The organism is Sphingobium agrisoli (assembly GCF_041877245.1).
GTDB lineage: Bacteria > Pseudomonadota > Alphaproteobacteria > Sphingomonadales > Sphingomonadaceae > Sphingobium.
Genome location: NZ_JBHDJI010000006.1, coordinates 1 through 25,347 on the forward strand (window position 1 = coordinate 1; position 25,347 = coordinate 25,347).

The 25,347-nt window shown below is 66.9% G+C and carries 25 protein-coding genes; 14 read left to right on the forward strand and 11 right to left on the reverse strand.

Going from position 1 to position 25,347, the window contains the following annotated elements; all coding sequences use genetic code 11:
• Nucleotides 1-106: 106 nt before the first annotated feature.
• The 7 genes from ACETPF_RS11125 to ACETPF_RS11155 form a co-directional block, all read right to left on the reverse strand.
• Nucleotides 107-892, reverse strand: coding sequence for a PhzF family phenazine biosynthesis protein (locus ACETPF_RS11125; protein WP_373934783.1), 786 nt, complete (start codon nt 890-892; stop codon nt 107-109).
• A gap of 81 nt (nt 893-973) precedes the next feature.
• The gene (locus tag ACETPF_RS11130; protein ID WP_373934545.1) at nt 974-2,755 is read right to left on the reverse strand and encodes a sodium:proton antiporter; all 1,782 of its coding nucleotides are present in this window, start codon (nt 2,753-2,755) and stop codon (nt 974-976) included.
• Between the two features lie 290 nt (nt 2,756-3,045).
• Nucleotides 3,046-4,113 carry a chorismate synthase gene (aroC, locus tag ACETPF_RS11135; protein WP_373934546.1) on the reverse strand — a complete coding sequence of 356 codons (1,068 nt, stop codon included), beginning with the start codon at nt 4,111-4,113 and terminating at the stop codon, nt 3,046-3,048.
• The gene (locus tag ACETPF_RS11140) at nt 4,110-4,529 is read right to left on the reverse strand and encodes an endonuclease domain-containing protein (protein WP_373934547.1); all 420 of its coding nucleotides are present in this window, start codon (nt 4,527-4,529) and stop codon (nt 4,110-4,112) included. Before ACETPF_RS11140 ends, aroC begins: the two co-directional genes overlap by 4 nt.
• 69 nt (nt 4,530-4,598) lie before the next feature.
• Entirely contained in the window at nt 4,599-5,405 is an 807-nt protein-coding gene (fabI, locus tag ACETPF_RS11145) for an enoyl-ACP reductase FabI (protein ID WP_373934548.1), read from the reverse strand.
• Entirely contained in the window at nt 5,402-6,358 is a 957-nt protein-coding gene (locus ACETPF_RS11150) for a YihY/virulence factor BrkB family protein (RefSeq protein WP_373934549.1), read from the reverse strand. The genes fabI and ACETPF_RS11150 overlap by 4 nt, the downstream gene beginning before the upstream one ends.
• A gap of 121 nt (nt 6,359-6,479) precedes the next feature.
• The gene (locus ACETPF_RS11155) at nt 6,480-7,409 is read right to left on the reverse strand and encodes a DnaJ C-terminal domain-containing protein (protein ID WP_373934550.1); all 930 of its coding nucleotides are present in this window, start codon (nt 7,407-7,409) and stop codon (nt 6,480-6,482) included.
• 127 nt (nt 7,410-7,536) lie between these two features.
• On the opposite strand from ACETPF_RS11155, the gene pdxH reads away from it, so the two are divergent.
• Together pdxH and ACETPF_RS11165 are read left to right on the forward strand one after the other, a co-directional pair.
• A complete protein-coding gene (pdxH, locus tag ACETPF_RS11160) occupies nt 7,537-8,112 on the forward strand; it encodes a pyridoxamine 5'-phosphate oxidase (RefSeq protein WP_373934551.1) in 576 nt (191 codons plus the stop codon).
• 174 nt (nt 8,113-8,286) lie between these two features.
• Nucleotides 8,287-9,618, forward strand: coding sequence for a dicarboxylate/amino acid:cation symporter (locus ACETPF_RS11165; protein ID WP_373934552.1), 1,332 nt, complete (start codon nt 8,287-8,289; stop codon nt 9,616-9,618).
• A 50-nt stretch (nt 9,619-9,668) separates the two neighbouring features.
• Here the strand turns inward: ACETPF_RS11165 and ACETPF_RS11170 are convergent, their stop codons facing one another.
• The 3 genes from ACETPF_RS11170 to ACETPF_RS11180 all read right to left on the reverse strand — a co-directional run bounded on the left by ACETPF_RS11170 (nt 9,669) and on the right by ACETPF_RS11180 (nt 11,398).
• Complete coding sequence (locus ACETPF_RS11170; RefSeq protein ID WP_373934784.1) at nt 9,669-10,547, reverse strand: UTP--glucose-1-phosphate uridylyltransferase; 879 nt, start codon at nt 10,545-10,547, stop codon at nt 9,669-9,671.
• Nucleotides 10,548-10,616: 69 nt separating this feature from the next.
• Nucleotides 10,617-11,060 carry a hypothetical protein gene (locus ACETPF_RS11175; protein ID WP_373934553.1) on the reverse strand — a complete coding sequence of 148 codons (444 nt, stop codon included), beginning with the start codon at nt 11,058-11,060 and terminating at the stop codon, nt 10,617-10,619.
• A gap of 164 nt (nt 11,061-11,224) precedes the next feature.
• Nucleotides 11,225-11,398, reverse strand: a complete 174-nt coding sequence (locus tag ACETPF_RS11180) for a DUF1674 domain-containing protein (RefSeq protein ID WP_373934554.1) — start codon at nt 11,396-11,398, stop codon at nt 11,225-11,227.
• A gap of 100 nt (nt 11,399-11,498) precedes the next feature.
• Between ACETPF_RS11180 and htpX the strand changes: the two genes are divergently transcribed.
• Both htpX and ACETPF_RS11190 read left to right on the forward strand, forming a co-directional pair.
• On the forward strand, nt 11,499-12,422 hold the full coding sequence (gene htpX, locus ACETPF_RS11185; RefSeq protein ID WP_373934785.1) for a zinc metalloprotease HtpX: 924 nt from the start codon (nt 11,499-11,501) through the stop codon (nt 12,420-12,422).
• Complete coding sequence (locus tag ACETPF_RS11190) at nt 12,419-12,733, forward strand: hypothetical protein (RefSeq protein ID WP_373934555.1); 315 nt, start codon at nt 12,419-12,421, stop codon at nt 12,731-12,733. The genes htpX and ACETPF_RS11190 overlap by 4 nt, the downstream gene beginning before the upstream one ends.
• Nucleotides 12,734-12,748: 15 nt before the next feature.
• Here the strand turns inward: ACETPF_RS11190 and ACETPF_RS11195 are convergent, their stop codons facing one another.
• Nucleotides 12,749-13,684: an FkbM family methyltransferase gene (locus ACETPF_RS11195; protein ID WP_373934556.1), complete on the reverse strand. Its 936-nt coding sequence runs from the start codon at nt 13,682-13,684 to the stop codon at nt 12,749-12,751.
• Nucleotides 13,685-13,784: 100 nt separating this feature from the next.
• On the opposite strand from ACETPF_RS11195, the gene ACETPF_RS11200 reads away from it, so the two are divergent.
• The 10 genes from ACETPF_RS11200 to ACETPF_RS11245 all read left to right on the forward strand — a co-directional run bounded on the left by ACETPF_RS11200 (nt 13,785) and on the right by ACETPF_RS11245 (nt 25,342).
• On the forward strand, nt 13,785-15,101 hold the full coding sequence (locus ACETPF_RS11200; RefSeq protein WP_373934557.1) for an RsmB/NOP family class I SAM-dependent RNA methyltransferase: 1,317 nt from the start codon (nt 13,785-13,787) through the stop codon (nt 15,099-15,101).
• 51 nt (nt 15,102-15,152) lie between these two features.
• The gene (locus ACETPF_RS11205) at nt 15,153-15,644 is read left to right on the forward strand and encodes a PAS domain-containing protein (protein WP_373934558.1); all 492 of its coding nucleotides are present in this window, start codon (nt 15,153-15,155) and stop codon (nt 15,642-15,644) included.
• A 91-nt stretch (nt 15,645-15,735) separates the two neighbouring features.
• Complete coding sequence (rpe, locus tag ACETPF_RS11210) at nt 15,736-16,398, forward strand: ribulose-phosphate 3-epimerase (protein WP_373934559.1); 663 nt, start codon at nt 15,736-15,738, stop codon at nt 16,396-16,398.
• Nucleotides 16,395-18,161 carry a heparinase II/III family protein gene (locus ACETPF_RS11215; protein WP_373934560.1) on the forward strand — a complete coding sequence of 589 codons (1,767 nt, stop codon included), beginning with the start codon at nt 16,395-16,397 and terminating at the stop codon, nt 18,159-18,161. Before rpe ends, ACETPF_RS11215 begins: the two co-directional genes overlap by 4 nt.
• Before the next feature lie 31 nt (nt 18,162-18,192).
• Nucleotides 18,193-18,750 carry a DUF1993 domain-containing protein gene (locus ACETPF_RS11220; RefSeq protein WP_373934562.1) on the forward strand — a complete coding sequence of 186 codons (558 nt, stop codon included), beginning with the start codon at nt 18,193-18,195 and terminating at the stop codon, nt 18,748-18,750.
• Nucleotides 18,750-19,934, forward strand: a complete 1,185-nt coding sequence (locus ACETPF_RS11225) for a glycosyltransferase family 87 protein (protein ID WP_373934563.1) — start codon at nt 18,750-18,752, stop codon at nt 19,932-19,934. The genes ACETPF_RS11220 and ACETPF_RS11225 overlap by 1 nt, the downstream gene beginning before the upstream one ends.
• Nucleotides 19,935-19,948: 14 nt before the next feature.
• A complete protein-coding gene (purH, locus tag ACETPF_RS11230) occupies nt 19,949-21,538 on the forward strand; it encodes a bifunctional phosphoribosylaminoimidazolecarboxamide formyltransferase/IMP cyclohydrolase (protein ID WP_373934564.1) in 1,590 nt (529 codons plus the stop codon).
• 54 nt (nt 21,539-21,592) lie between these two features.
• Nucleotides 21,593-23,143 carry a hypothetical protein gene (locus ACETPF_RS11235; RefSeq protein ID WP_373934565.1) on the forward strand — a complete coding sequence of 517 codons (1,551 nt, stop codon included), beginning with the start codon at nt 21,593-21,595 and terminating at the stop codon, nt 23,141-23,143.
• 154 nt (nt 23,144-23,297) lie between these two features.
• Nucleotides 23,298-23,630 carry a UrcA family protein gene (locus ACETPF_RS11240; protein ID WP_373934566.1) on the forward strand — a complete coding sequence of 111 codons (333 nt, stop codon included), beginning with the start codon at nt 23,298-23,300 and terminating at the stop codon, nt 23,628-23,630.
• A 176-nt stretch (nt 23,631-23,806) separates the two neighbouring features.
• Nucleotides 23,807-25,342: an NAD(P)/FAD-dependent oxidoreductase gene (locus ACETPF_RS11245; RefSeq protein ID WP_373934567.1), complete on the forward strand. Its 1,536-nt coding sequence runs from the start codon at nt 23,807-23,809 to the stop codon at nt 25,340-25,342.
• Nucleotides 25,343-25,347 lie beyond the last annotated feature (5 nt).

The window sequence follows — 25,347 nt, forward strand, 5'->3', positions numbered from 1 at the left end:
ATAGGGTTTCGCCATGCCCGCTGGCCTCCATTCCCCAGCCGGCATCTTGAATCACATAATAGGCCCGAGCAAAACCCCTCTCGATTCAGCCTCACGTCATCTCGCTCTAGAGGAAGAAGCGCCCCTCGATCACCGTACGGCACTGTCCGCTCAAGATGACGCGGTCGCCGTCGAGCCGGCAGCCGATATACCCTCCCCGCGCCGACACTTGATGCGCGTTGAGGGACGTGCGTCCCAGCCGCTCCGCCCAGAACGGCGTCATCAGGCAATGCGCCGAGCCGCATACAGGGTCTTCATCGACGCCGCCGCCCGGTACGAACACGCGGCTGACGAAGTCGCTGCCTTCCCCCGGCGCGGTGGCGATCAGCATTACGTCGCCGTGGCGCTTCAGCGCGGCGAAATCCGGCTCCAGCGCACGGATCGCCGCTTCGTCAGGGAAGAGGAAGAGGCTGTAGCCGCCATCGCGCCAGAAACTTTCGACCGGCGCGCCGCCCAGCCCCGCCGCAAGATCGCGCAGCGGACGGGGCTCCGCGCTCCATGCCGGCAGCGACAGGGCATAGCCCTCCCCTTCCCGCGACACCGTCAGCACACCGGCATGGCGGGTGCGGAAGCGGATCGCATTCCCGTCCATCAGCACATGGCCGCTCGCCAGAGTGGCGTGGCCGCACAGCTTCACCTCAACCGTGGGCGTGAACCAGCGCAGCGCATAGTCGGCCTCCTGATCTTCGGGCGTGGGGACGGTGAAGGCGGTTTCGGACAGGTTGTTTTCCGCCGCGATGGCCTGAAGCGTGGCGTCATCCAGCCAGGCGTCGAGCGGCATCACGGCGGCGGGATTGCCGGTGAAGGGGGCGTGGGCGAAAGCGTCGACCTGGGTGAAGGGCAGGCTGGTCATGGGATCGGTCCTCATAGCGTCAGCGCCTCCATGCCCGCTGTGGCCTCATGGCAACAGGGCCGGCGGCGCGGCAGTGGCCGTTCAGCCGATCAGCACCAGAGCGCCGCACACCGCCACCCCGACGATGATGTTGAGCGGCACGCCGATCCGCACGAAATCGGCGAAGCGATAGTCGCCTGCGGCATAGACCAGGGCATTGGTCTGATAGCCGATCGGCGTCGCGAAACAGGCCGACGCCCCGATCATCAGCGCGATCACCAGCGGGCGCGGATCGACGCCCAGTTGGTGCGCGAGCGCGATGGCGATGGGGGTCAGCAACGCCGCGACCGCATTGTTGCTGAGCAGTTCGGACAAGAGCAGCGAGAAGAAGTAGATGAGGAAGATGAGCGCCCAGGGCGGCGCATGTTGCAGCAGCGGCGTCACCCAACCGACCATCAGCGCCACGCTCCCGGCATGCTCCAGCGCCAGGCCGACCGCCAGCATGGCGAAGATCAGGATCAGCACGTCGCCGTCGATCGCGGCCCAGGCTTCCTCCGGGTCGATGCAGCGGGTGATGAGGATCAGGCCGACCGCCAGCACCGCCGCCATGCCGATGCCCATCACGTCGAAGGCCGACAGCAGCACGGCACCCGCCATCGCGGCGACGGCGATCCACGCCTTTTGCCGGCGGAAGGCGCGCACCCGGCTGACATCCACGCCAATGAGGTGCGGATTGTCGCGCAGCGCCCGCATCGCGTCGATCCCGCCGGCGATCAGCAGCCGGTCCGCGCCGCGCACCCGCGTGGTCGCCAGGTCCGGCCCCGGCACATGGCGCGCGCGATGGATGCCGATGATGCGGATCCGCAACGCGTGCAGAAATGGAATGTCGATCAGCCGCTCGCCGATCGACGGATGGCTGGGCGCGATCATCGCCTCCACCACCGTGCCGTCGTGCGACGATAGCGAGGAATCCGACGCGATGCCGAGATCGAACTGGCGCGATTCGCGCAGCGTCATCAGCGCCGCGCCATCGGCCCGGACGATCAGATGGTCGCCGGCATGAAGCTCCTCTGTGGCTATGTCCTTCCGCCGGATCGCCCCGCCCCGCTTGAGCCCAAGCAGCGCCACCGACCGGCCGAACAGCGCCAGCGACCCGATCTCCCGCCCGACGAGGTCGCTGTCGGCGCGCACGACCAGCGTCGTGAGATAGTCCTGCACATTGCCGCCATTCTCCCCGGCGATGCTGGGCGGATCACTGGGCAGCAGCCAGCTGAGGCCGAGCAGGCCGACGATTCCCGCAGCGACGCCCGCCAGCGCATAGGGGGTGATGTCGAATATGCCGAAGGGTTCCATGCCCTGATCGCGCGCGATGCCGGCGACGACCAGATTGGTCGACGTGCCGATCAGCGTCAGGCATCCGCCCAGCACCGCGAGCACGTTCATCGGCATGAGCAGTTTCTTGACCGGATAGCCGGTCGCCTGGGCCAGGGTGAACATGATCGGGATCAGCAGCACGACCACCGGCGTGTTGTTGAGGAAGGCGGACAGCAAAAGCCCACCCGCCGTCACTTCGACAAAGGCGAGACGCGGATGCCGCTGCGCCCGCGCCATGATGCGGTCGGCGACGCGGCTGATGACGCCGGTGCGGATCAGCGCGCCCGACAGCACGAACATCGCCCCCACGGTCAGCGGCGCGCTGTTGGAAAAGACCGAGAAGAGGCTCTGTTCGTCGATGAGGCCAAGCAGCGCGAAGACGCAGGCGCCGACCACCGCGACCACCGTCGGCGAATAGCGTTCGCGCACGAAGGCGACGAACATGGCGGCGAGGATCAGCAGGCCGATTTCCGCACGATAGATGCCGATCAGTGCGGTAAGGAAATGCATATGTCGTCGGCCCCCAAAGATCGCGTGGTCGCGTGTCTTGTGCTGACGCAACGAAGAGCGCGCGCCATGGTTGCCAGACTGAAACGAAATGGGCCAGCCATGGGTGCATGGCTGGCCCGTGTCGCGGCGATCAGGGGACGCTTTGACCGTCAGTCCGCGTGATACGCAGTGACGCTCCCCAGGCTTACGCTCTGCCGCACGCCCTCCCGCGGGCGTTGATCGTCATCCTATCGTAACAGGCCTGAGTCGTCTCTCGATTTTCGACGCGAGCGGCTCGATTCGGCGCAGCATTAGCCGCATTGGGCGCGGTGGAGCAGTTTCTGGTCGGCGAGCACCAGCGCCATCATGGCTTCCACCACCGGCACGCCGCGAATGCCGACGCAGGGGTCGTGCCGCCCCTTGGTGATGATGTCGGACGCCTGCCCCTCCCGCGTTACCGTCTCGACCGGGATCAGGATCGAGCTGGTCGGCTTGAAGGCGACGCGGACCTTGACCGGCTGGCCGGTCGAAATGCCGCCCGCGATGCCGCCGGCATGGTTGGCGAGGAAGGTCGGCCCGTCGTCACCCGGTCGCATGGGATCGGCGTTCTGCTCGCCGCGTAGGCGCGAAGCCGCGAAGCCATCGCCGATCTCGACGCCCTTGACCGCGTTGATGCTCATCATCGCGCTGGCGAGTTCGCTGTCGAGCTTGGCGTAGAGCGGCGCGCCCCAGCCGGCGGGGACGCCCGATGCGACGCATTCCACCACGGCGCCGAGCGACGAACCGTCGAGCCGCGCGGCATCGACCAGAGCCTCCCAGCGCTTCGCGGCCTCCGGGTCCGGGCAGAAGAAGGGATTTTCGCCGATTTGCGCGGCATCGAAATTGGCGAAATGGATAGCGTCGCCGCCAATCTCGCTGACGTAGGCGAAGATGTCGACTTCCGGGATGACGAGCCGCGCCACCGCGCCCGCCGCCACCCGGCTCGCCGTCTCGCGCGCCGACGATCGCCCGCCGCCGCGATAATCGCGAAAGCCATATTTGGCGTCATAGGCATAGTCGGCATGGCCGGGGCGGTAGGCCTTGGCGACCTCCGAATAGTCCTTGGATCGCTGATCGGTGTTCTCGATCATCAGGCTGATCGGCGTGCCGGTCGTCTTCCCGTCGAACACGCCCGAGAGGATGCGGACCTCGTCTGGCTCGCGGCGTTGGGTCGTGAATTTGGAGGTGCCGGGCTTCCGCAGGTCGAGCCAGGGCTGGATGTCCGCTTCGCTGAGCGGCAATCCCGGCGGACATCCGTCCACCACCGCTCCGATCGCGGGACCATGGCTCTCGCCCCAGGTGCTGAAGCGGAACATACGACCGAATGTGTTGAAGCTCATAGACCCCTCTCCCCTTGGGGGAGAGGGAGGGCCCCGCTCGGCGCAGCCGAGTGGGAGGGTGAGGGGATGAGGCGCGCAATCCTGCCGATTGCTTCCAGCACCCCTTCTATATTTCCCATGATCTCTGCGTTCGAGAAGCGGATCACCGTGAAGCCCTTACTTTCCAGCAGCGCGCTTCGCTGCTGGTCGGCTGCCTCCCTAGCGGCATGGCCATCGCCGTCAACTTCGATGACCAGCTTCTGCTCGGCGGCATAAAAGTCCGCAATATATTCTGCAAGCCAGACCTGGCGCCGGAACTTGATGCCGTCGACCTGCCGGTTACGGAGCCGCAGCCATAGGCGTTTTTCCGGCTCTGTGGGGTTTTGCCGCATCGCGCGCACTCTGGTGACGGCATCCGGCGTATCGGGTCGTCGCATAGCCCCCTCACCCTCCCACCGCTGCGCGGCGGGCCCCACCCTCTCCCCCGAGGGGAGAGGGAAATTGCGTCACTTCTCCAGCGCGATGTCCGGCGCGTCCTCCGCCTTCATGCCGATGACATTGTAGCCTGCGTCCACATGATGGATTTCCCCGGTCACGCCCGACGCAAGGTCCGACAGCAGGTAGAGGCCCGCGCCGCCCACGTCCTCGATCGTGACGTTGCGGCGCAGCGGCGAGTTCAGCTCGTTCCATTTCAGGATATAGCGGAAATCGCCAATGCCGCTGGCGGCCAGCGTCTTGATCGGGCCGGCGGAGATGGCGTTCACCCGGATATTTTCCGGCCCCAGGTCCATCGCCAGATATTTGACGCTGGTTTCCAGCGCAGCCTTGGCAACGCCCATGACGTTGTAGTGCGGAATCACCTTTTCCGCGCCATAGTAGCTGAGCGTCAGGATGCTGCCGCCGTTGGGCATCAGCGCGCGGGCGCGCTTCGTCACCGCCACGAAGCTGTAGGCCGACACGTTCATCGTCAGCAGGAAATTGTCGAGGCTGGTATCGACATAGAGGCCGCGCAGCTCGTTCTTGTCGGAAAAGCCGATCGCGTGGACCACGAAATCGAGGCTGCCCCAGCGGTTCTCGATCTGCGCGAAGGCAGCGTCCAGCTTGTCCATGTCGGTGACGTCGCAGTCGATCAGAAAGTCCGACCCGACCTGTTCGGCGAGTGGCCGCACCCGCTTGGCGAGCGCATCGCCCTGATAGGAGAAGGCCAGCTCCGCCCCTTGCGCGTGCAGCGCCTTAGCGATGCCCCAGGCCAGCGACTTGTCGTTTGCCAGCCCCATGATGAGACCGCGCTTTCCTGCCATCAAGCCCGTCATTCCGTTATCCCATTCCGTTGGCCCGCGCCCTCCTCCTCATCGGGGAATTCCGCGAGCGCCGCGTTCAATTCCGCGCCAATTACCACGCCAAGCCCGACGAGAAAGAAAAAAATGAGGGTGATCATGACCCCCGCCAGGCTGCCATAGGTGCGGCCGTAGCCGCCCAGCAGCGAGAGCGTGGGTGGCAGCAACAGCACGCTGCCATACCACCAGAGCGACGTCGCCACCGCGCCCGGCCATTTGGGGAATCGCCTGTCCTTGTAGGCGGTGGGGGTCAAGGCGACGAACAGCGACCAGAGCGCGATGCACAATATGCCCATCGGCACCAGCTTCGCCGAGGCGACCAGGCCGATCGCCTCGTCCGCGAAGGGCAGGACACGGTGCAGGAACTGGTCGATGCCCGTGATCGCGACCTGAAGCGAGAAGGCGAACATGACCGCGAACACGCTGACCAAGGTGATGCCGATCGCGCCCAGCCGATAGTGCCAGAAAGGCTTGGTGCTCTTCGTCCCATAGGCGCGCCGCAGGATGTCGCGGATGGTTTCGATCAGGCTGCCGACGGTCCAGAGGCCCACCAGCCCGCCGAGCCAGAGCAGTGGGCCGGACCGCGCGGTCAGAACGTCGCTGATCGGCTGGCGCACCACGTCCGCCACGCCGCGCGGCACGGTATAAAGGAAGGCGTTGACCGCCTGCACCCCGTCCTGCGTCCGCCCGAATATGCTCGCCACCGCCGCCGCGACGATGAAGAAGGGGAACAGCGTCATCAGCGACAGATAGGCGAGGTTCCCGGCATGGATGAAGCCGTCGCTATAGGTGCCGACCGCGACGCGCTTCAGCACCTCGAAGAAATGCGATCCGGGCCGCACCCGTTCCATCTGCCGGTGCCAATGCGCGCGCGCGCCGTGCGCCATGTGGCGGCGCTGTTCGGGCGAAAGGGGGGACGGCATCGGCATGGGAGGAAAGCCTCAGGCCCTCACCCTTCCCACCGGCTGCGCCGGCGGGGCCCTTCCCTCGCCCGCCGGGAGAGGGAGGGAGGCGCGAAGCGCCGGAAGGGTGAGGGTGAACACGGGCCGATTACACGCCCAGATGCGCGCGAACCGGCCGAGTATCGTGCCAGCTTTCGACCAGAGACTTGATCGCCGGATCGTCCGACGGCACGTCGATCTGGAGCGTCACGAGCTGGTCGCCGCGCTGGCCGGCCTTGTTCGTGAAGCCCTTGCCGCGCAGCCGCAGCGTCTTGCCCGACGACGCGCCGGCCGGCACGCCCAGCATCACCGGGCCATCCACGGTCGGCACCTTGACCTTGCCGCCCTTCACCGCCTCATCAAGGGTGATGGGCAGGTCGAGCAGCACATTGTCGCCGTCGCGGGTGAAGAAGGGATGGGGTTTAACCTCAATGGTGACGATCGCGTCGCCCGCCCCGCCCGCCCCCGGCTGACCCTTGCCGGTCAGCCGCATCTGCGTGCCGCTTTCGACGCCAGCGGGCAGTTTCAGGTCGATGGTTTTGCCGTCCTGAAGCGTGATGCGCTGGGGCGCCAATGTCGCGGCGTCGACGAACTGCACCGCCAGCCGATAGGCGACGTTCGCGCCCTTCTGCGGCGGCGCCTGCCGACCAAAACCGCCGCCGCCAAAGCCGCCTCCGGCCCGGCGACCCGCGCCGCCGAACAGCCCTTCGAAAATGTCGCCGAAATCGGCGCCGCCCGCGTCGAACCCGCCGCCCGGCTGGCCGCGAAAACCGCCGCCGCCCGGTCCGCCCCCGCCAAAGCCGAAGGGCGCGGTCGGATTGCCCTCGCCGTCGATCTCGCCCCGGTCGAACCGAGCGCGCTTATCCTTGTCCGACAGCAGGTCATAGGCATTGGTGGCGGCAGCGAACTTGTCTGCCGCCTTCGGATTGTCCTTGTTCTTGTCCGGGTGCAGCTCCTTCGCCAGCTTGCGATAGGCGGACTTGATTTCCGCCTCGCTGGCGCTGCGGGCCACGCCCAAAGTGGAATAGGGATCGGCCATCTGCTCTACCTGTTGCACAAAAGCATCACTTGGCAACTATGTGGACGATAGGACGGCCACATTCAAGACGCTTGCCCGACCTTGTCGCCATATCGACAGCAGCGGCCCGGCGGCCTAGGGATGGGCCATGACCGATCCATTCGCCCTGTTCGACAGCTGGTATGCGGAGGCCCGCGAGACCGAGATCAACGACAGCAACGCCATGGCGCTCGCCACCGCCGACGCGCGCGGGCGCCCTTCGGTGCGGATGGTGCTGCTCAAGGGCCATGGGCCGGACGGGTTCATCTTCTACACCAATTTCGAGGGGCGCAAGGCGGGCGAGCTGCTGGAAAACCCCCATGCCGCGCTGCTCTTCCACTGGAAGTCGCTGCGCCGGCAAGTGCGGATCGAGGGGCCGGTCGGCCCGGTCGACGATGCGACCGCCGACGCCTATTTCGCCACCCGCAGCCGCGACAGCCAGCTTGGCGCCTGGGCATCCGACCAGTCGCGCGCCCTGCCCGACCGGGAAACCTTCATGGATCGCTTTGCAGAGGTCAGCGCCCGATTCGCGGTGGGCCCTGTGCCGCGCCCGCCTCACTGGTCGGGCTTTCGCGTGACCCCGGAACGCATCGAATTCTGGCAGGATCGCGAACATCGGCTGCACGAACGCCGCCTGTTCGTGGCGGACGGCGGCCGCTGGTCCGAAGGTCTGCTCTATCCCTGACATTTGCCGTCAGGACCGCAAGGACGCGATCGGGCGGGGGCGGAAAGCCCGCGCTGCTTCGTCTAGCATGAGGCGGCAGGGCGCGCGCCGATTGCGGGTCGCCCGGCCGCCTGTTAGGTGTCGGCCTGACGGAAGTTACAGGATCGGGGGCCGGGGTCGGCCTAAAGGAATTTGATGCGAAACAGACTGACGGCCTTCATCCTGACCGGCATGGTGCTGGGGGTAATTACGGGCTTCGTGGCCAATCTGATGGTCGGCGGCGACGAGGCGCTGGCAAAGGATGTGGCGGGCTATTTCCACCTGCTGGCCGACATCTTCCTCCATCTGATCAAGATGATCATCGCGCCGCTGGTCTTTTCCACGCTGGTCGCGGGTATCGCCCATATGGGCGACAGCGCGGCGCTCGGCCGGATCGGCGGGCGCGCGCTTGCCTGGTTCATCATCGCCAGCCTCATTTCGCTGACCTTGGGCCTCATCTTCGTTAATTTCTTCGCGCCGGGCGAAGGGCTGAACCTCGTCCGGTCGGGCGCAGACAGCGGCGTCAACACCGAGGCGCTCAATTTCCGCGACTTCATCCTCCACGTCTTCCCCACCTCCATGGTGGGGGCGATGGCGGAAAATTCGATCCTCCAGATCGTCGTCTTCTCGCTGTTCGTGGGCGTTGCGCTCACCGCCATCGGGGACAAGGGCAAGCCGATCGTCACGGTGATCGAGGCGATGGTCGAGCTGATGCTGCAAGTCACGGGCTATGTCATGCGCGTCGCCCCCTTCGCCGTGTTCGGCGCGCTGGCCTCGTCGGTGACGGTGCAGGGTTTGGGCGTGCTCAAGACCTATGGCGCGTTGGTCGGCGAATTCTACATCGCGCTCATTTGCCTGTGGGCGCTGTTGTTCGCGGCGGGCTCGATCTTCCTGGGCAAGCGGATGCTGAAGCTCGTGCGCTATGTGCGCGAGCCGATCCTGATCGCCTTTTCGACAGCCTCGTCCGAAGCCGCATACCCCAAGATGCTGGAGCAACTGGACCGCTTCGGCGTGCCGCGCCGCATCTACAGCTTCGTGCTGCCGCTGGGCTACAGCTTCAACCTCGACGGGTCGATGATGTATTCGACCTTCGCCACCATCTTCATCGCGCAAGCCTATGGCATCGACCTGCCGATCGCGACCCAGATCACGATCCTGCTGGTGCTGATGGTGACAAGCAAGGGCATCGCCGCCGTGCCGCGCGCGTCCCTCGTGGTGGTTGCCGCTACGCTCGGCCAGTTCGACCTGCCGGTCGAGGGGGTCGCCTTCATCCTGGCGGTCGACCATTTCATGGACATGGGCCGCACCGCCACCAACGTGCTGGGCAACGCGATCGCGACATCGGTCATCACCAAATGGGAAGGGATGCTGGAGGTCGAGGAGCCGGTCGACGTGCCCCATCCCAAGGCCCCCACCCACACCCCGGCCGAGGGCCGCGCGGGACTTCAGCTCGCGTCCGACATGGTGGACGACGAGCGGAAGGGATGATGTCCGGCATCCGCCCGTAGGAGGCAATCATTGCCTCCCTGGCGCGGCGGTCAGCGCGCCAGTTCGGCGGTCGCGAAGGCCCGAATGTGCCCGCTCAGATCTTCGCGCTCCAGCGCCAGGGCCAGGTTCGCCTCGATATAGCCGGCCTTCGATCCGCAATCGAAGCGCCGGCCATCGAAGGTGACGCCGTGGAAGGGCTGCACCCCGATCAGCGCCGCCATCGCGTCGGTCAGCTGGATTTCGCCGCCCGCGCCCTTTTCCTGCGTTTCGAGGATCTTCATGACATCGGGCTGGAGGATATAGCGGCCGGGCAGGATGAGGTTGGAGGGGGCGGTGCCGAGCGCGGGCTTTTCCACCAGCCCTTTCACTTCGGTCAGCGCGCCGTCGCGCGCGCCGGGATCGATGACGCCATAGCTTGGCGTCTGATCGATCGGGATTTCGAGCGCGCAGACGAGATTGCCGCCAACTTTCTCATAAGCGTCGACCATCTGCTTCATGCAGCCTTGCCCCGGCGCGCCCGCCATGAACTCGTCGGGCAGCAGGATGGCGAAGGGTTCGTCGCCCACGATCTCGCGCGCGCACCAGATGGCGTGGCCCAGGCCCAGCGGCTCCTGCTGGCGCAGGAACACCGCGTTGCCGGGCGCCAGGCGCGTGCCATCCAGCGCCGACAGATCCTTGCCGCGTTCGCGCTGGGTCGCCTCGGCCTCGTAGGCGATGTCGAAATAATCCTCGATCGCGCCCTTGCCCCGCCCGGTGACGAAGATCATCTGCTCGATCCCGGCCTCGCGCGCCTCGTCCACCGCATATTGGATCAGCGGACGATCGACGACCGGCAGCAATTCCTTGGGCACAGCCTTGGTCGCGGGCAGGAAACGGGTGCCGAGCCCCGCCACGGGAAACACGGCTTTACGAATCGACTTGTTCAAGATGATGTCCCCTTCGCGCGCGCGGCACTGCTCTGGATTGCCGCAAGTGCGAAAAAGGTCAACCCGCGCCCCTCAGACAGCGAGCAGGCGATTTGCGACGATTTCCAGTGCGGCGATCTCGCCTTCGAGCTGCTCCAACGCGACATGCTGGATATTGTTGCGTGCGTCGCGGCAGGTGAAGCCGCCCGGCTCGGGCTGGTGGAACCCCTGGACGATGAGCGCGCGGAAGCGGTCGATGCGCTGCATGTCGCGCTCGATGTCCGAAATCTCGGTGAGCGCGCTGGCGTTGCGGCGGTCGCGCATCGCGACCATGGTGCGAAGCTCGGTCATCAGCTTTGCCATGCTGGGCCGGGTGCGCGCGCCGATGGTGCGGACGTCGCCCATCGCCTCGCGCAAATGGGCGATCTTCGCCTCCAGGCTCTGCTCCAGCATCGTCCAGGCGCAGACCAGCCGCCCCACCGCGCAGAGCAGCGCCGCATCCTCCGGCGCATAATCCGCCACCATCTTCCCGCTCATGTCCGAAACCAGTTGTACGCCCACGCTCTTCTCACTCCCGCTTGGCCTCAAAGCCTGCACGGCGGGTGCGCGAAAAGGCCAGAGGCGAGCGGGATTCTCCCCGCGCGGGCAGCACGGGCCAACGGGGAACGTGCGAAATGGGCGATGAGTCGTTCGCCCAAGCGTCAGAAATCTATCGCGATTCCCTTCCGCTCCCAATCGCCGTAGCGGACTGGGCTGAGTTCCTCGGTGTGACGCGAGGGCGCGTCCACGGGATCGGGCTTGGGCACGGGCGGGCTTTTGGAGAGGTGCGCGGGCGGCCTCACATGCGCGGGGCGCTTGCCGTTGAAAACTCCCATGCTGGCCGCCTTTCCACATTTGCGCGCGGGGACCGTCAACCCCATATTCATGCCATATCGGCTATCTGGGCCGCCAAGGAGTGCATTGCAAGTGAACGGGATGAAGACGACCATGCTGCTGGCGGCGCTGACCGCGCTGTTCATGGCGCTGGGCTATACGCTGGGCGGCAGTGGCGGGGCGGTGATCGCGCTGCTGGCGGCGGCGGGCATGAACCTCTTCACCTTCTGGAACGCCGACAGGATCGTGCTGTCGATGCACGGCGCGCGGGAGGTGGACGCACAGAGCGCGCCCGACTTCTACGATCTGGTGCGCGAACTGGCGCAGCGGGCCGGGTTGCCGATGCCGCGCGTCTATGTGATCGACCAGGACGCGCCCAACGCCTTCGCCACCGGCCGTAATCCCGACAACGCCGCCGTCGCCGCCACCACCGGACTGCTGTCAATGCTGAGCCGCGAGGAAGTTGCCGGCGTGATGGCGCATGAGCTGGGGCATGTGAAGAACCGCGACACGCTCATCATGACGATGGTCGCGACGATCGCGGGCGCGATTTCGATGCTCGCCAATTTCGGGCTGTTCTTTCGCGGCGGCGACAATGAGAATGGGCATGGCAATATCGTCGCCAGCCTGCTGGCGGTGATCGTCGCGCCCTTTGCCGCGATGATCGTGCAGATGGCGATCAGCCGCACCCGCGAATATGGCGCGGATCGCGCCGGGGCGGAGATCAGCGGCAATCCGCAAGCGCTCGCCTCCGCGCTCGCCAAGATTTCCGGCCGGGCGCAGATGATCCCCAATCCGGTCGCCGAGCGCAATCCGGCGGCGGCGCAGCTCTACATCGTGCCGACCCATGTGAGCGAGCTGTTCTCGACCCACCCAGCGACCGAGAAGCGGATCGCGGCGTTGCAGGATATCGCCGCGGATATGGGCGCGCCGGTTGTGGCTAGGCCGGCGAGCGCGTCCGCCCTGTCCCCAGTCAACGCCCCGGCGCGTCGGCGCAGCGCGCTCGATCCCCATAGCAACGCATGATCGACGATGTTGGCGAGGTCGTGGTCGATACGGCCGGCGTCGTACTGCGCCACGCTGGCGGCCTCGTCGTTGAGGCAACAGTGGCGCATATTTTCTCACGGCACACTGCCCGCTTCTTCCATGGGGTCGGTCGGCGGGCTATTGCTCTTGCAACTTTCGGACGCAGGCGCATTCCGTCCTCGCTGCGGGCCGTGCCAGCAGGGATCCGGCCTCGCCCCCGTGCAATGGACTGGTTCGCGCTTTGGACAGGGGTCGGAATTTGGGTAGCGCTGTTTCTTGCGCTGGGGTTTGGCGGATCGCTTTTCCTGTGAGCGAACCCTGACCCTTCAGCGGGTCAGCACCAGCATCTGGTCGCGGTTGCCGGGCGCGGCGAGGATGTCGGCCTGGTCGGTCGCGACGACGCCGTCCTTTTCGGTGATCCGCGCGAAAGCGAAGCCAGCGGCGGCGATGCGGCCCAAAAAGGCGGCGGGGTCGGCATAGCGGTCGGCGGTGAATTCTAGGAAGATGGTGAGCGGCGCGCCCCGCGCCAAAATCCCCTCCATCCCGTCCCAGAGCCTCTCCTCCGCGCCCTCGACGTCGATCTTGATGACATCGACCGGCGCGTCGCCCAGTATCGCGTCGAGCCTGTCCACCCGCACGTCGAAGCGGCGCAGGCCATCGCCCCCCTCCTCCGCGCGGCTGCCCGCCGCGCCGACATGGCCGTTCTTGGGCTCGCCCGCAGGCACGGTGAAGGCGGCGGTGCCGGGCGCGTCGGCCAGCGCTATGTCGTGGACGGTCGTGCGGCCGGCAAAGCCGTTGACGCCGATCGACTGGCGCAGGCGGCGGGCCATGTCGGGATTGGGCTCGAACGCGTGCAGCCGCCCTTCCTCGCCGATCAGGTCCGCCATGAGCAGGCTGTAATAGCCGAGATTGGCGCCGCAATCGACGACATGCATCCCCGGCCGCAGGGCGGATACGACCGCTTCGGTCATCGGCAGTTCCCAATAGCCGTCCATCATCATGAAGGTCGAAAAGCCGATATCGTCGGTCGCCACGAACATGCGGTAGCGCCCCAGGCACCAGCAGAGCGCGTCGTTTCCCGGAAGCGGCACGGTGGCGCAGCGCGCGCGGATCAGCGCTTCGTTGCGCGCCCGATCCGCGCGCCGGAGCGCGGTCGGCAGCAGCAGATCGTGGCGAACCGTCGCCGCGAGAACACCGCGCCGGCCATAATCCCCCGGCAATCGCGCCACCCCCCTCAACCAGAAATAGAGCGCGCGCAGCATGGCCTCTCCCCAAGGATGACGCCCCTGATGAAGGCCCAGGCCGGCCCGCGCAAGGGGGGACGGGCTTCCGCCGCCGGTCCAAAAGGCGTAGGGCCGCGCCATGCCTTCATCCCAGCGCCGCCGCCCTGCCCCCCGTTCCGACGATGTCCCCGGCCTGCCCGCCCGGCGCGCGGCGCTGAGGCTGCTCGACGCTGTGCTGCGCCGGGGCGAGCCGCTGGAGCTGGCGCTGCATGGCGCGGCGCAAGGGTTGCCGCGCGAGGACCGGGCGCTGACCCATGCGATCGCGGCGGAGGTGCTGCGCCATCTGCCCGATCTCGACGCGCTGATCGACGGTGCGACAAAGCAGTCTCTGCCCGCCGACGCCAAGGCGCGGATGGTGCTGCGGATCGCGCTCGCCCAGACGCTCACGCTGGACACCCCGGCCCATGCGGCGATCGCCACCGCATTGCCGCTGGTCGACGGAGGCCCGCGCAAGCTGGTCCATGGCGTGTTCGGCACAGTGACGCGCGGCGCGCCCGTCCTGCCCGATCCGCCAACATTGCCGGGTGACGTGGTGGCGCGCTGGACCACCGCCTGGGGCGAAGCGATGCCGGCGGCGGCGGCGCGCGCCTATGCCGTTCGACCGCCGGTGGACATCAGCCTGCGCGATGCGGGCGAGACAGCACATTGGGCGGAGGCGACCGGCGGCGTCTCCTTCGCGCCCAGCCATGTCAGGCTTCCGGACGGCATGTCCATCCCCGACCTGCCCGGCTTTGCCGAAGGGGCGTGGTGGGTGCAGGATATCGCGGCGTCCTGCGCGGCGCGGCTGCTGGGCGCGGGCGCGGGGCGCCGCGCGCTCGACCTCTGCGCCGCGCCGGGGGGCAAGACGATGCAGCTCGCCGCCGCCGGCTGGGCGGTGACGGCGGTGGACCAGTCCAAAAAAAGGCTGGAGCGGCTGACCGAGAATCTGACGCGCACGGGCCTGGCCGCCGACATCGTTCAGGCCGACCTGCGCGAATGGTCGCCGGACGCGCCGGCGGACGCGATCCTGCTCGACGCGCCTTGTTCGGCGACGGGCATCTACCGCCGGCACCCCGATGTGCTGCACCGCATCGGCCCGCGCCAGATCGCGGAACTGGCGGAGTTGCAGGCCGCCCTGCTCGCGCGCGCGGCCGACTGGCTGAAGCCGGGCGGCGTGCTCGTCTATGCGACCTGCTCGCTGGAACCCGAAGAGGGCGAGGCGCAGGTGGCGCGCTTCCTGAGCGACCGGCCCGACTTCGCGCTGGTCCCGGCGGACGCCGGCACGCTGCCCGCCGGCATCGCCCCGACGCCGCAGGGCTGGCTCCGCACCCGGCCCGGCACCTTGGCCGACACGCTGGCCGACCGGGGCGGGACCGACGGATTTTTCATCGCGCGGCTTGCCCGAAAGGATAACTGAAGTTTAACTCTGATCAGTCTATGGTTATCTTCTTGCTTTCACAGGCCCGCCATGCGTCCGATCGAGCCGTTACCCCTTCATCATAGCTGGCCGCTCTACGAACTGCGCGCACATCTCGCCCCGGTGATGCTGGGCAATAATGTTGCGCGCAGCGACGTGGCTCTTGCCGAACGGGGGCTGGGGCTGTGGCATTGTGATCTGAACGGCGACCGACTGCGCTGGACCGCCGGGGTCTATGACATTTTCGGGCTGGAGCGCGAGCTCGATGTGCCCCGCCCGCTGGCGCTGTCGCTCTACGCGCCTGAATCCCGAGAACCGATGGAGCGGCTGCGCGCCTACGCGATCCGGCACAAGCGGGGCTTTACCATCGATGTCGATATCAACCAGGCCGATGGCGCGGGGCGTTGCGCGATGCGGCTGATCGGTGCGCCGACCTTGGATGCCAAGGGCGCGGTGACCGGGCTGCATGGCGTCAAGCAGTTGCTGCCCGCCGGCGCGAAGCCGTCCCATGGCCTTGATCCCGGCATTTTCGTGATGCTTTAAAAAGGGGTTGGCAAGGCCAGCCGGAACAATCCCGCCGCGCCCGCAAATCTCCGTTGCCCTGCGCAGCGCCCGGCACTAAGGCGAACGGTTAATGACCCGCCCCATCCTGATTTCGCCCTCCATCCTGTCCGCCGATTTCGCCCGCCTGGGCGAGGAGGTGCGCGCGATCGACGAGGCCGGCTGCGACTGGGTGCATATCGATGTGATGGACGGGCATTTCGTGCCCAATATCACCATCGGTCCGATGGTCGTGAAGGCGCTGCGCCCGCATACGACCAAGCCCTTCGACGTCCATCTGATGATCTCTCCAGTGGACCAGTATCTCGACGCTTTCGCGAGCGCCGGCGCGGACATCATCACCGTCCACCCGGAGGCCGGGCCGCATATCCACCGCACCGTCCAGCACATCAAGTCGCTGGGCGTGAAGGCGGGCGTGGTGCTCAACCCCGGCACCCCGGCCAAGATGCTCGATTATCTGATCGACGATATCGACCTGATCCTCATCATGAGCGTCAATCCGGGCTTCGGCGGGCAGAGCTTCATCGAAAACCAGCTGCGCAAGATCGAGGCGTGCGCCAAGATGATCGCCAAGTCGGGCCGCGACATCCGGCTTCAGGTCGATGGCGGCATCGACCTCGTCACCGCGCCCAAGGCCATCGCGGCGGGCGCGGACGTGCTGGTCGCGGGCACGGCGACCTTCCGGGGCGGTCCGTCCGCCTATGCCGACAATATCAGGAAGCTCAGGGGCGGGTGAACGACCATCGGCGCATCTCCCCCCGCAAGGGCCTAAACCCGGAGCCCGACGAGGGCGAGGACGGCATCGAGCAGGGCAAGCGGCTCATCCGCGTCGCGGATGACAAGGGGCTGTCGCTGACGCAGAAGATCGCCAACCAATTCTACCTGCTGAGCTGGAAGACGCCGATCCACGGGCGCAAGCTCAAGGGCAAATATCCGCTGAAACTGCTCGCCGTGCCGGACGACGACATTCCCGGCGACAGCCGGGCGGGCGCGGCGATGCGGGCGGGATACTTCCTGTTCCGGGGGCAGAAGCTGCCGATCGAGACGCTGGATTTCGCGCGGCCTGGCGTCGGCCCCGCCTTCTCCGACTATCTTCACGGCTTCCGCTGGCTGCGCGACCTTGCCAGCAGCGCGACCCGCGAGCAGGGCGCGCCGATCGCCGAGGCGGTGATGCGCAAATGGTTGGAGACCCATGCCGCAACGCCGAGCGAACCGGCATGGCGCGCCGACAATGCCGGCTGGCGGCTGCTGTTCTGGACCGCATATGCGCCGCTGATCCTGTCTTCGAGCGACCTCGTCTATCGATCGCTGGTGCTGACCTGCATCGCGCGCACTGCCCGGCATCTCGACCGCAGCGCCGACAAGGCGCCGATCGGCCTGCCGCGCCTTGTCGCCTGGTGCGGCATCGTCGCGGCATCCTTGCTGATCCCCGGCGGGGCGGCGCGCAAGCTGTTCGGCGAATCGGGCCTCAAGCGCGCGGTCGACAGCGGCTTCCATGGCGATGGCGGCATCGTGTCGCGATCGCCGCTGGCGCAGATGGAGGCGGTGATGCTGCTCTCCATGCTCCAGGCGGTCTATGACGTGCGCCGGGAAACGCCGCCCGCTTGCCTGACCGACGCACTGGGCCGGGCGGTGCCGGCGTTGCTGGGCCTCGCGCATGGCGACGGCGGTCTCGGCAGCTGGCAGGGCGCGGGGGCGACCGCGCCGCAGGCGGTGCAGGCGGTGGTGCAGGCCAGCCGCGTGCGCGCCCGCCCGCTGCGCCAGGCGCGCGACTGGGGCTATCAGCGGATTGCGGCGGGATCGACCGTGGTGCAGGTGGACGCCGCCCCGCCTCCGGTCGCGCGGCTGGCGGAGGCGGGCTGCGCCTCCACCGGGGCGATCGAGATCAGCGACGGGCCGCTGCGGCTGATCGTCAATTGCGGCGGTGCGGCGCTGGAGGGGGCATGGATTCCCCGCGATCTGGCGCAGGGGCTGCGGACCACGGCGGCGCACAGCGCGCTGGTCCTTAACGACAGCAATTCGACCGCCCTGCTGCCCGACGGAACGCTGGGCAAGGGCGTGACCGAAGTGGAGCTGAACCGGCAGGAACTGGATCAGGGGAGCCGGCTGGAACTGGCCCATGACGGCTATGTCCGCCGGATGGGCTATGTCCACCGTCGCCTGCTGCTGGTGAGCGGCGACGGCAAGGAGATACGCGGCGAGGACATGCTGACCCCCGCGGAGCGCCGCCGCCGCCCGTCGAAGCAGCCGGTCCAGCTGCGCTTTCACCTCGCGCCGGGCGTCGAGCCGACGCTGACCGCCGACAATCAGGGCGCGCTGCTGCGGATCGAACTGGGCGCGCTGTGGCAATTCCGCACCGGCACGGGCGTGCTGAGCGTCGAGGAAAGCCTCTGGGTCGATCCCGAAGGCCGCCCCCACCCCACCCGCCAGCTCGTCGTCACCGGCGAGGCGCTGCCCGGCGGCTCCAGCATCGGCTGGATCTTCAAGCGGATGGGGTAAGATCGCGTCCGCGACCGTCCAGGAGAAACCCGTGTCACTGACCGCGATGCTCGTCCCCACTTATCGGCAGATGCTCGGCAGCCTGTCGGGCTGGCTTGCCAAGGCAGAGGCGACCGGCGATGCCGACGCGCTGCTCGCGGCGCGGATTGCGCCCGACATGTTCCCGCTCGCGACGCAGATACGCTTCGCCTGCGTGCAAGCGTGGGAAGCTGTGCATCGGTTGCGGGACATGCCCTTTCCCCCGATCGTGCAGACGATGCTGGACGAAGGGCGAGCGGCGGACGAGCGGCCGGGCACGATCGCGGAGGCGCAGGCGCGCATCGCCGAGACGATTGCGATGCTGGATGCACTGGCCGACGACGCGCTCGACGGGCAAGCCGACGCGCCGCTGGCGCACGACCTGCCCAACGGCATGATCTTCGACCTGACGGCGCTTAGCTACGCGCGGGACTGGACGCTGGCGCAATTCTACTTCCACGTCATGACCGCCTACGCGATCCTGCGGCATCGGGGCGTGGCGTTGGGCAAGGGCGATTATGTCGCGCACCTGCTGCCCCGCCTGCGACCCGGCACCATGCCGGGCCACTGATGCCGCCGGCAGGGGGCGACATCATGAACCCGGTGCGACTGCGGCGCATCGCCTTCATCTGGTGCGCGGTCGCGGGGGTGCTGCTGGCACTCTATCTCGCGCGGCAGCTGCGCGCCGGGCTGACCGACGGCATGGGGCATCCGTTCGGCGAGGATTTCCTCAATTTCTGGTCGGGCGCGCGGCTGGCGCTGACCGGGCGGGCGGAGGCTGTTTACGATCTGGGGCGCTTCCACGCGTTCGAGACGGGCGTCGTTGGCGCGCCGATCGACCTTTATCATTACAGCTATCCGCCGGTCATGTGGCTGCCGAGCGCGCCATTCGCGCTGCTGCCCTATCCGCTTGCCTGGGCGCTGTGGCAGGGGGCGGGCTGGGCCGCCTTCGCCAGCGCCGCGAGGCGGATCGCGCCGGGGCATGGCCTGCTGCTGGCGGTCGCGCTGCCGGCGGTGTTCATCAACGCGATCGGCGGGCAGAATGGCTGCTGGACGGCGGCGATCATCGGCTGGGGCCTCATCCTGATCGATCGGCGGCCTTTGCTGGCCGGTGCGATCCTTGCTCTGTTCGTGGTGAAGCCGCAGCTTGGCTGGCTGATCCCGGTCGCGCTGATCGCGGCACGGCGCTGGCGCGCGCTCTTCGCCTTCGTGGGCGGCGCGGCGCTGCTGCTGGCGGCGACGCTGCCGCTTTACGGGATCGAATCGTGGCTGGCCTATGCGCGGCAGGCGGCGATGCTCAAGCGCGTGATCCTGGAGGATGGCGCGGGCACCTGGCACCGGATGCTGTCGGTGTTCGTGGCGGTGCGGCATCTGGGTGCGCCGGTCGCGGTCGCCTACGCCGCGCAGGCGGTGGCGAGCGGCGCGGTCGCCCTGACGGTCGCGTTGGTGTGGCGGCGCGAGGGGGCGAGCGATCGGGCCAAGGCGGTGCTGGCGATGGGGGTGCTGGCGGGGTCGCTCTATGTCAGCGACTATGATCTGGTGATGGCGGGACTGGCGGCTGTGTGGCTCTGGCCGCAAGCGGGCGCATGGTTGCGGCTGGCCATCGCGGCGGTGATCGTGACGCCGCTGGTGACAGCGCCGCTGGCGATGGCGAGCGGGGTCGCGCTCGGCGCGCTGCTGCTCTGGCCGATGCTGCTCGGGGCTGTATTTTTGCGCCATCAGCCCCTAAGGGACCGCGCAACGCCGTCCCTTTAGAAAGCCCCCCTTCCATGACCGACCTACCCATCAAGCGCGCCCTCCTGTCCGTGTCCGACAAGGCCGGCCTCATCGAACTGGGGCAGGCGCTGGGAAAGCATGGCGTGGAGCTGGTGTCGACCGGCGGCACGGCGAAGGCGCTGCGCGAGGCGGGCCTGACCGTGAAGGATATTTCCGACCTCACCGGCTTTCCCGAAATGATGGACGGCCGCGTCAAGACGCTGCATCCCAAGGTGCATGGCGGCCTGCTCGCGGTGCGGAACAATCCGGAGCATGTCGCTTCGATGGACGAGCATGACATCGGCACGATCGATCTGGTGGTGGTCAACCTCTACCCCTTCGCCGCGACCGTGGCGAAGGGCGCGGAACGCGAGGAGATCATCGAGAATATCGACATCGGCGGCCCATCGATGGTCCGTTCCGCCGCGAAGAATCACGAGAGCGTCGCCATTGCCACCGACCCGGCGGACTATGCCCGGCTAATCGCGGAGATGGACGAGAAGGCGGGGGCGACCAGCTACGACTTCCGCCGGATGCTGGCGGCCAAAGCCTATGCGGCGACGGCGGCCTATGATTCGATGATCGCCAGCTGGTTCGCCTTCGCCGATCAGGGCGCGATGTTCCCCGAGACGCTTGCCGTATCGAGCAAGCTCGGCGCGACGCTGCGTTACGGCGAAAACCCGCACCAGTCGGCCGCGCTCTACCTGCCGACCGGCCCTTCGGCCAACGGCATTGCGCAGGCGAAGCAGGTGCAGGGCAAGGAACTGAGCTACAACAACTATAACGACGCCGATGCGGCGCTGGAGCTGGTCAGCGAATTCCGCGACGGCCCGCCGACCGTGGTGATCGTCAAGCACGCCAATCCCTGCGGCGTCGCCACCGGCGACACGCTGATCGAAGCCTATGAGGCCGCGCTCGCCTGCGACAGCGTATCGGCCTTCGGCGGCATCATCGCGGTCAACCGCCCGCTCGATGGCCCCACGGCCGAGGCGATCAGCGGCATCTTCACCGAAGTCGTCGCCGCGCCCGACGCGGATGAGGACGCCAAGGCGATCTTCGCGAAGAAGAAAAATCTCCGACTGCTGCTGACCGGCGACCTGCCCGATCCGGCGCGCCCCGGCCTTCAGATCAAGAGCATCGCCGGCGGGATGCTGGTGCAGAGCCGCGACAATGGCCGCGTGACGCGCGAGCAATTGAAGGTCGTGACGAAGCGCCAACCGACCGATCAGGAACTGAAGGACTGCCTGTTCGCCTGGACCGTCGCCAAGCATGTGAAATCGAACGCCATCGTCTATGCCAAGGACGGCAGCACGGCGGGCGTCGGCGCGGGCCAGATGAACCGCCTCGAATCCGCGCGCATCGCCGCGTGGAAGGCGAAGGATGCGGCGGAAAAGGCGGGCTGGGCGCAGCCGCGCACGATCGGCTCTGCGGTCGCGTCCGACGCCTTCTTCCCCTTCGCCGACGGCCTGCTGGCAGCGGTGGAGGCCGGCGCGAGCGCGGTGATCCAGCCGGGCGGATCGATCCGCGACGACGAAGTGATCGCGGCGGCGGACGAAGCGGGCCTGGCGATGGTCTTTACAGGCATGCGCCACTTCCGGCATTGAGGCGGCGGCGCAGCGCCTTGGGGAAGGCGGGCCGGTTCTGATCTGGGGGTTTTCATGCGAATGCTTGTGGGCGCGCTGTTTGGCGGCGCAATGCTGCTTGAGACCATGGCCGTGGCGGCCGGTACGCCCGAGTCGGCGCCTCCGGCAGCCGAAACGCCATCTCCCTTCATCCAGTGCGACGGGCGCAAGGGCCATGCCGGCGCTGGCGAACTATTCGGCCAGTTGCTGGCGATCAGCGTGACGGCAGGACTTGCCGGCGACGTTTTCAACAAGGACGACGGCAATGTCGAGAAGCGGCTTGCCGGGCGCGCGGGCGCGGATGCGTGCAACATCGCCATCGCTCAGGAAAGTAACGAAGAGCGCCGCGCGCAACTGCTGCTGGCGCGGACGATCCACCTGATCGAGGCGGAGGATCTGAACGCGGCGCTCGAAAGTGTTCGCGCATTGCCCACGCTCGCCCCGACTGGCGTACAGGACTGGGCATTCAATGCTGGGCTGGGATCATCCGCCGCTTTCCTGGAAGCCGTGGTTCTGGTGCGGCTCGACCGCCCCGCCGAAGCGGAAGCGGCCGCGCTGCGATCGGCCGCTTTCGCGCCCTATGATCTGGTCGCCCAATATCGGGTTCCGGCCTATGTGCAGCTGACCCCCACGATCAGTCCCGCTAAAAAGGCCTATCTCGATCAGCTCGCGCTCATGTGCCCCCAACATCTTTCGCTGCGCGCCGAGCTCAACGCCTGGGTCGGCGACTATGCTGCGGCTGCAAAAGATGAAGCCGACAGGCTGAAGCTGGTGCAGGGCTTCGCGCCCAAGGCCAAGCCCTTTTCCAACGATGCGCTGGTCGCGCTGTACCTGATGATGGCGGGCGATCCGCAAGCGGCGGCGATAGCTGCAAAGGCCCGTCGGGGGCTGGACGCCTATGTTGCCGAAGGCGGTGCGCGGTCGGACGCATCGGGCGTCGCCAATGTCGAGGAACTGCTGGCCTTCCATGATCTGGCGACGCAGGCGACGCAGGGCAAATGGGCCGAGGCGCGGACGGCCTTTGCGGGCCGAACACGCTGGCTGGCGGTGCCGCCGCCGGTGGTCGCGGACATGTTTGGGCGGCTTCAAGCCGGACTGCCGGCGGCCGAACGGACGGGCCTGTGGGCGCGATCGCGCCAGGATTATCGGGACGAAGCGATGCGCGGCAACCTTAAACTGCTGCAGAATCCCGATTTAACGAAGAATTACTACGCAAAGGTCGCCAACAGCGTGCGCCAGTCGGACTATGCCCGAGCCTCGGGATCGGTCTGGAAGGTCGGCAACAAGCCCCGTTATCTGGTCCGCAAGCTGCCGAAGGATGTCACGGACTATGAAATTATCAGCGTCGAGCCAAACCTGTGGGGGTTGGCTTCGGGCGAAGCGGTCTTGCTCCATGCCGCGCTTATTGCAAGCGCGCGCGGCGTGGATGGCTTCGTCCTGCCGCAGAACCGGACCCGCATTGCATCGACCGCCATTCGGTTCGGCAATGCCGGGAGCGAAGGCTTCCCCGCATCGGCCACGTTCAATGCAGAAAAGGTCATCAGCGATCTGTCGCCCCGGATCCCACAATTGCCGTTGCGACGCTGAACCCTTCGCACCCGCAAAATAACGGAAATCCGCCACTTTTTGTGAAGTGGCCTCTTTTCTTGTCCACCCTGTGCGCCTATTTACAGCGGCGACCCTACATCCACGTCAGACGTGGGGCGTAAAAGCATAAGATGTGTTCGACAGGAGAAACAGGATGAGCAGGAAGACGCTGGCGGTGCTGACCGCCTCCCTCGCGCTCGCGCTGCCCGGCATGGCCAGCGCCGGCAGCAACAGCATGGATGTGATCGTGGACGGCAACAGCGGCGCGCAGACCCGCTCGGTGGTCGTGCCCGTGAACGACCTCAATCTTGCCAGCGCCAGCGGAATGCGCCGCGCCGATTATCGCCTGATCCGCGCGTCCAAGGAAGTGTGCGGCTATGTGCGCGGATCGATCCTCCCGGTGACGGAGGATTATCGCACCTGCTACGGCAACGCGATCGAGGGCGCGCGCAGCGACCTCAACAGCCTGGCCCAGCGCCAAGGCTGAACCTTGTCCCGCCTTCCCCTCACGAAGGGGACTGCAGGGGGCCGCTTCGACATGCGTCGGGGCGGCCCTTTGGCGTTTTGGAGGCCAAGTGCATCCTTACCGGCCGTTAACCAGTCCTTAGAAGATTTCCTTCACTTCAGGCCCTGACGAAGGACCATCCGGGGGAATTGCCTGTCATGTCGCGTAGCGAGCATAGCGTGGACGTCGCCATCATCGGCGCTGGCCCCGCCGGCCTCACCGCCGCCTATCTGCTGACCAAGCAGGGCTATCGCGTAACGGTGATCGAAAAGGACGCCACCTATGTCGGCGGCATCAGCCGGACAGTGGAACTGAACGGCTTCCGCTTCGACATTGGCGGGCATCGCTTCTTTTCCAAGTCGCAACAGGTCGTCGACCTGTGGAACGAGATCCTGCCCGACGACTTCATTCAGCGCCCGCGGATGAGCCGCATCTATTATGAGAGCAAATATTACAGCTATCCGCTGCGCGCGTTCGAGGCGCTGTGGAATCTCGGCATCTGGCGCTCGACGCTGTGCATGGCGAGCTTCGCCAAGGCTCGGCTGTTCCCGAACCGCAACGTCCGCTCCTTTCAGGATTGGACCGTCAACGCATTCGGCCACAAGCTGTTCTCGATCTTCTTCAAGACCTACACCGAAAAGGTGTGGGGCATGCCGTGCGACGAAATGTCGGCGGACTGGGCGGCGCAGCGGATCAAGGGGCTGTCGCTCTGGGGCGCGGTGACCGATGGTCTCAAGCGCAGCCTCGGCCTCAACAAACGGCCCAATGACGGCATGGCGACCAAGACGTTGCTGGAGACGTTCCGCTATCCGCGCCTTGGCCCCGGCATGATGTGGGAAGCCGCGCGCGACAAGGTGGTCGACGGCGGCAACCATGTGCTGATGGCGCACAGCTTCAAGCGGCTGGAGCAGGTGCCGGGCGGCACCGGCTGGCGCCTGATCGCGCAAAGCCCCGAGGGCGAGGTGGCGATCGAGGCCGGCCATGTCATTTCCTCCGCGCCGATGCGCGAACTGGCGGGGCGCATCCATCCGCTGCCCGACACGCTGCCCCAGGCGATGGACCTTAAATATCGCGACTTCCTGACCGTCGCGCTGATGGTCAAGGGCGAGGACATCTTTCCCGACAACTGGATCTATATCCACGATCCCAAGGTGCTGGTCGGCCGCATCCAGAACTTCCGCAGCTGGTCGCCCGAAATGGTGCCGGATCCTTCGCTTGCGTGCGTCGGCCTCGAATATTTCTGTTTCGAGGGCGACGGCCTGTGGGCTTCGAGCGACGCCGACCTGATCGCGCTGGCGACGAAGGAAATGGCGCAGCTGGGCCTGTGCAACCCCGACGATGTCGTCGGGGGCGCGGTGGTGCGGCAGGAGAAGGCCTATCCGGTCTATGACGATGCTTATGCCGCCAATGTGCAGGCGATGCGGGCCGAGCTGGAGGCGCGCTATCCCACGCTCCACATGGTCGGGCGCAACGGGATGCACCGCTACAATAATCAGGACCATGCGATGATGACGGCGATGCTGACGGTCCGCAACATCATCGCGGGCGCGCGTGTCCATGACGTGTGGCAAGTCAATGAGGACGCCGAATATCATGAGGCGGGCGACGAGGGGCAGGTCGACGCGACCGAGGCCGACGCGCAGGCCGCGCTTGCCAGCGTCCGCGCCGTGCCTTCGCGGTTGAAGGCCGCCTGACGCCA

Bases quoted from the DNA above. Each gene is read 5' to 3' on its own strand.
- aroC (WP_373934546.1), bottom strand. From the start codon at position 4,113: ATGAGCTTCAACACATTCGGTCGTATGTTCCGCTTCAGCACCTGGGGC.
- ACETPF_RS11235 (WP_373934565.1), top strand. From the start codon at position 21,593: ATGCGAATGCTTGTGGGCGCGCTGTTTGGCGGCGCAATGCTGCTTGAG.
- ACETPF_RS11155 (WP_373934550.1), bottom strand. From the start codon at position 7,409: ATGGCCGATCCCTATTCCACTTTGGGCGTGGCCCGCAGCGCCAGCGAG.
- ACETPF_RS11150 (WP_373934549.1), bottom strand. From the start codon at position 6,358: ATGCCGATGCCGTCCCCCCTTTCGCCCGAACAGCGCCGCCACATGGCG.
- ACETPF_RS11245 (WP_373934567.1), top strand. From the start codon at position 23,807: ATGTCGCGTAGCGAGCATAGCGTGGACGTCGCCATCATCGGCGCTGGC.
- ACETPF_RS11205 (WP_373934558.1), top strand. From the start codon at position 15,153: ATGCGTCCGATCGAGCCGTTACCCCTTCATCATAGCTGGCCGCTCTAC.
- ACETPF_RS11165 (WP_373934552.1), top strand. From the start codon at position 8,287: ATGCGAAACAGACTGACGGCCTTCATCCTGACCGGCATGGTGCTGGGG.
- ACETPF_RS11125 (WP_373934783.1), bottom strand. From the start codon at position 892: ATGACCAGCCTGCCCTTCACCCAGGTCGACGCTTTCGCCCACGCCCCC.
- ACETPF_RS11130 (WP_373934545.1), bottom strand. From the start codon at position 2,755: ATGCATTTCCTTACCGCACTGATCGGCATCTATCGTGCGGAAATCGGC.
- ACETPF_RS11190 (WP_373934555.1), top strand. From the start codon at position 12,419: ATGATCGACGATGTTGGCGAGGTCGTGGTCGATACGGCCGGCGTCGTA.
- ACETPF_RS11140 (WP_373934547.1), bottom strand. From the start codon at position 4,529: ATGCGACGACCCGATACGCCGGATGCCGTCACCAGAGTGCGCGCGATG.
- ACETPF_RS11240 (WP_373934566.1), top strand. From the start codon at position 23,298: ATGAGCAGGAAGACGCTGGCGGTGCTGACCGCCTCCCTCGCGCTCGCG.
- purH (WP_373934564.1), top strand. From the start codon at position 19,949: ATGACCGACCTACCCATCAAGCGCGCCCTCCTGTCCGTGTCCGACAAG.
- pdxH (WP_373934551.1), top strand. From the start codon at position 7,537: ATGACCGATCCATTCGCCCTGTTCGACAGCTGGTATGCGGAGGCCCGC.
- htpX (WP_373934785.1), top strand. From the start codon at position 11,499: ATGAAGACGACCATGCTGCTGGCGGCGCTGACCGCGCTGTTCATGGCG.
- fabI (WP_373934548.1), bottom strand. From the start codon at position 5,405: ATGACGGGCTTGATGGCAGGAAAGCGCGGTCTCATCATGGGGCTGGCA.
- rpe (WP_373934559.1), top strand. From the start codon at position 15,736: ATGACCCGCCCCATCCTGATTTCGCCCTCCATCCTGTCCGCCGATTTC.
- ACETPF_RS11225 (WP_373934563.1), top strand. From the start codon at position 18,750: ATGCCGCCGGCAGGGGGCGACATCATGAACCCGGTGCGACTGCGGCGC.
- ACETPF_RS11175 (WP_373934553.1), bottom strand. From the start codon at position 11,060: ATGAGCGGGAAGATGGTGGCGGATTATGCGCCGGAGGATGCGGCGCTG.
- ACETPF_RS11200 (WP_373934557.1), top strand. From the start codon at position 13,785: ATGCCTTCATCCCAGCGCCGCCGCCCTGCCCCCCGTTCCGACGATGTC.
- ACETPF_RS11195 (WP_373934556.1), bottom strand. From the start codon at position 13,684: ATGCTGCGCGCGCTCTATTTCTGGTTGAGGGGGGTGGCGCGATTGCCG.
- ACETPF_RS11180 (WP_373934554.1), bottom strand. From the start codon at position 11,398: ATGGGAGTTTTCAACGGCAAGCGCCCCGCGCATGTGAGGCCGCCCGCG.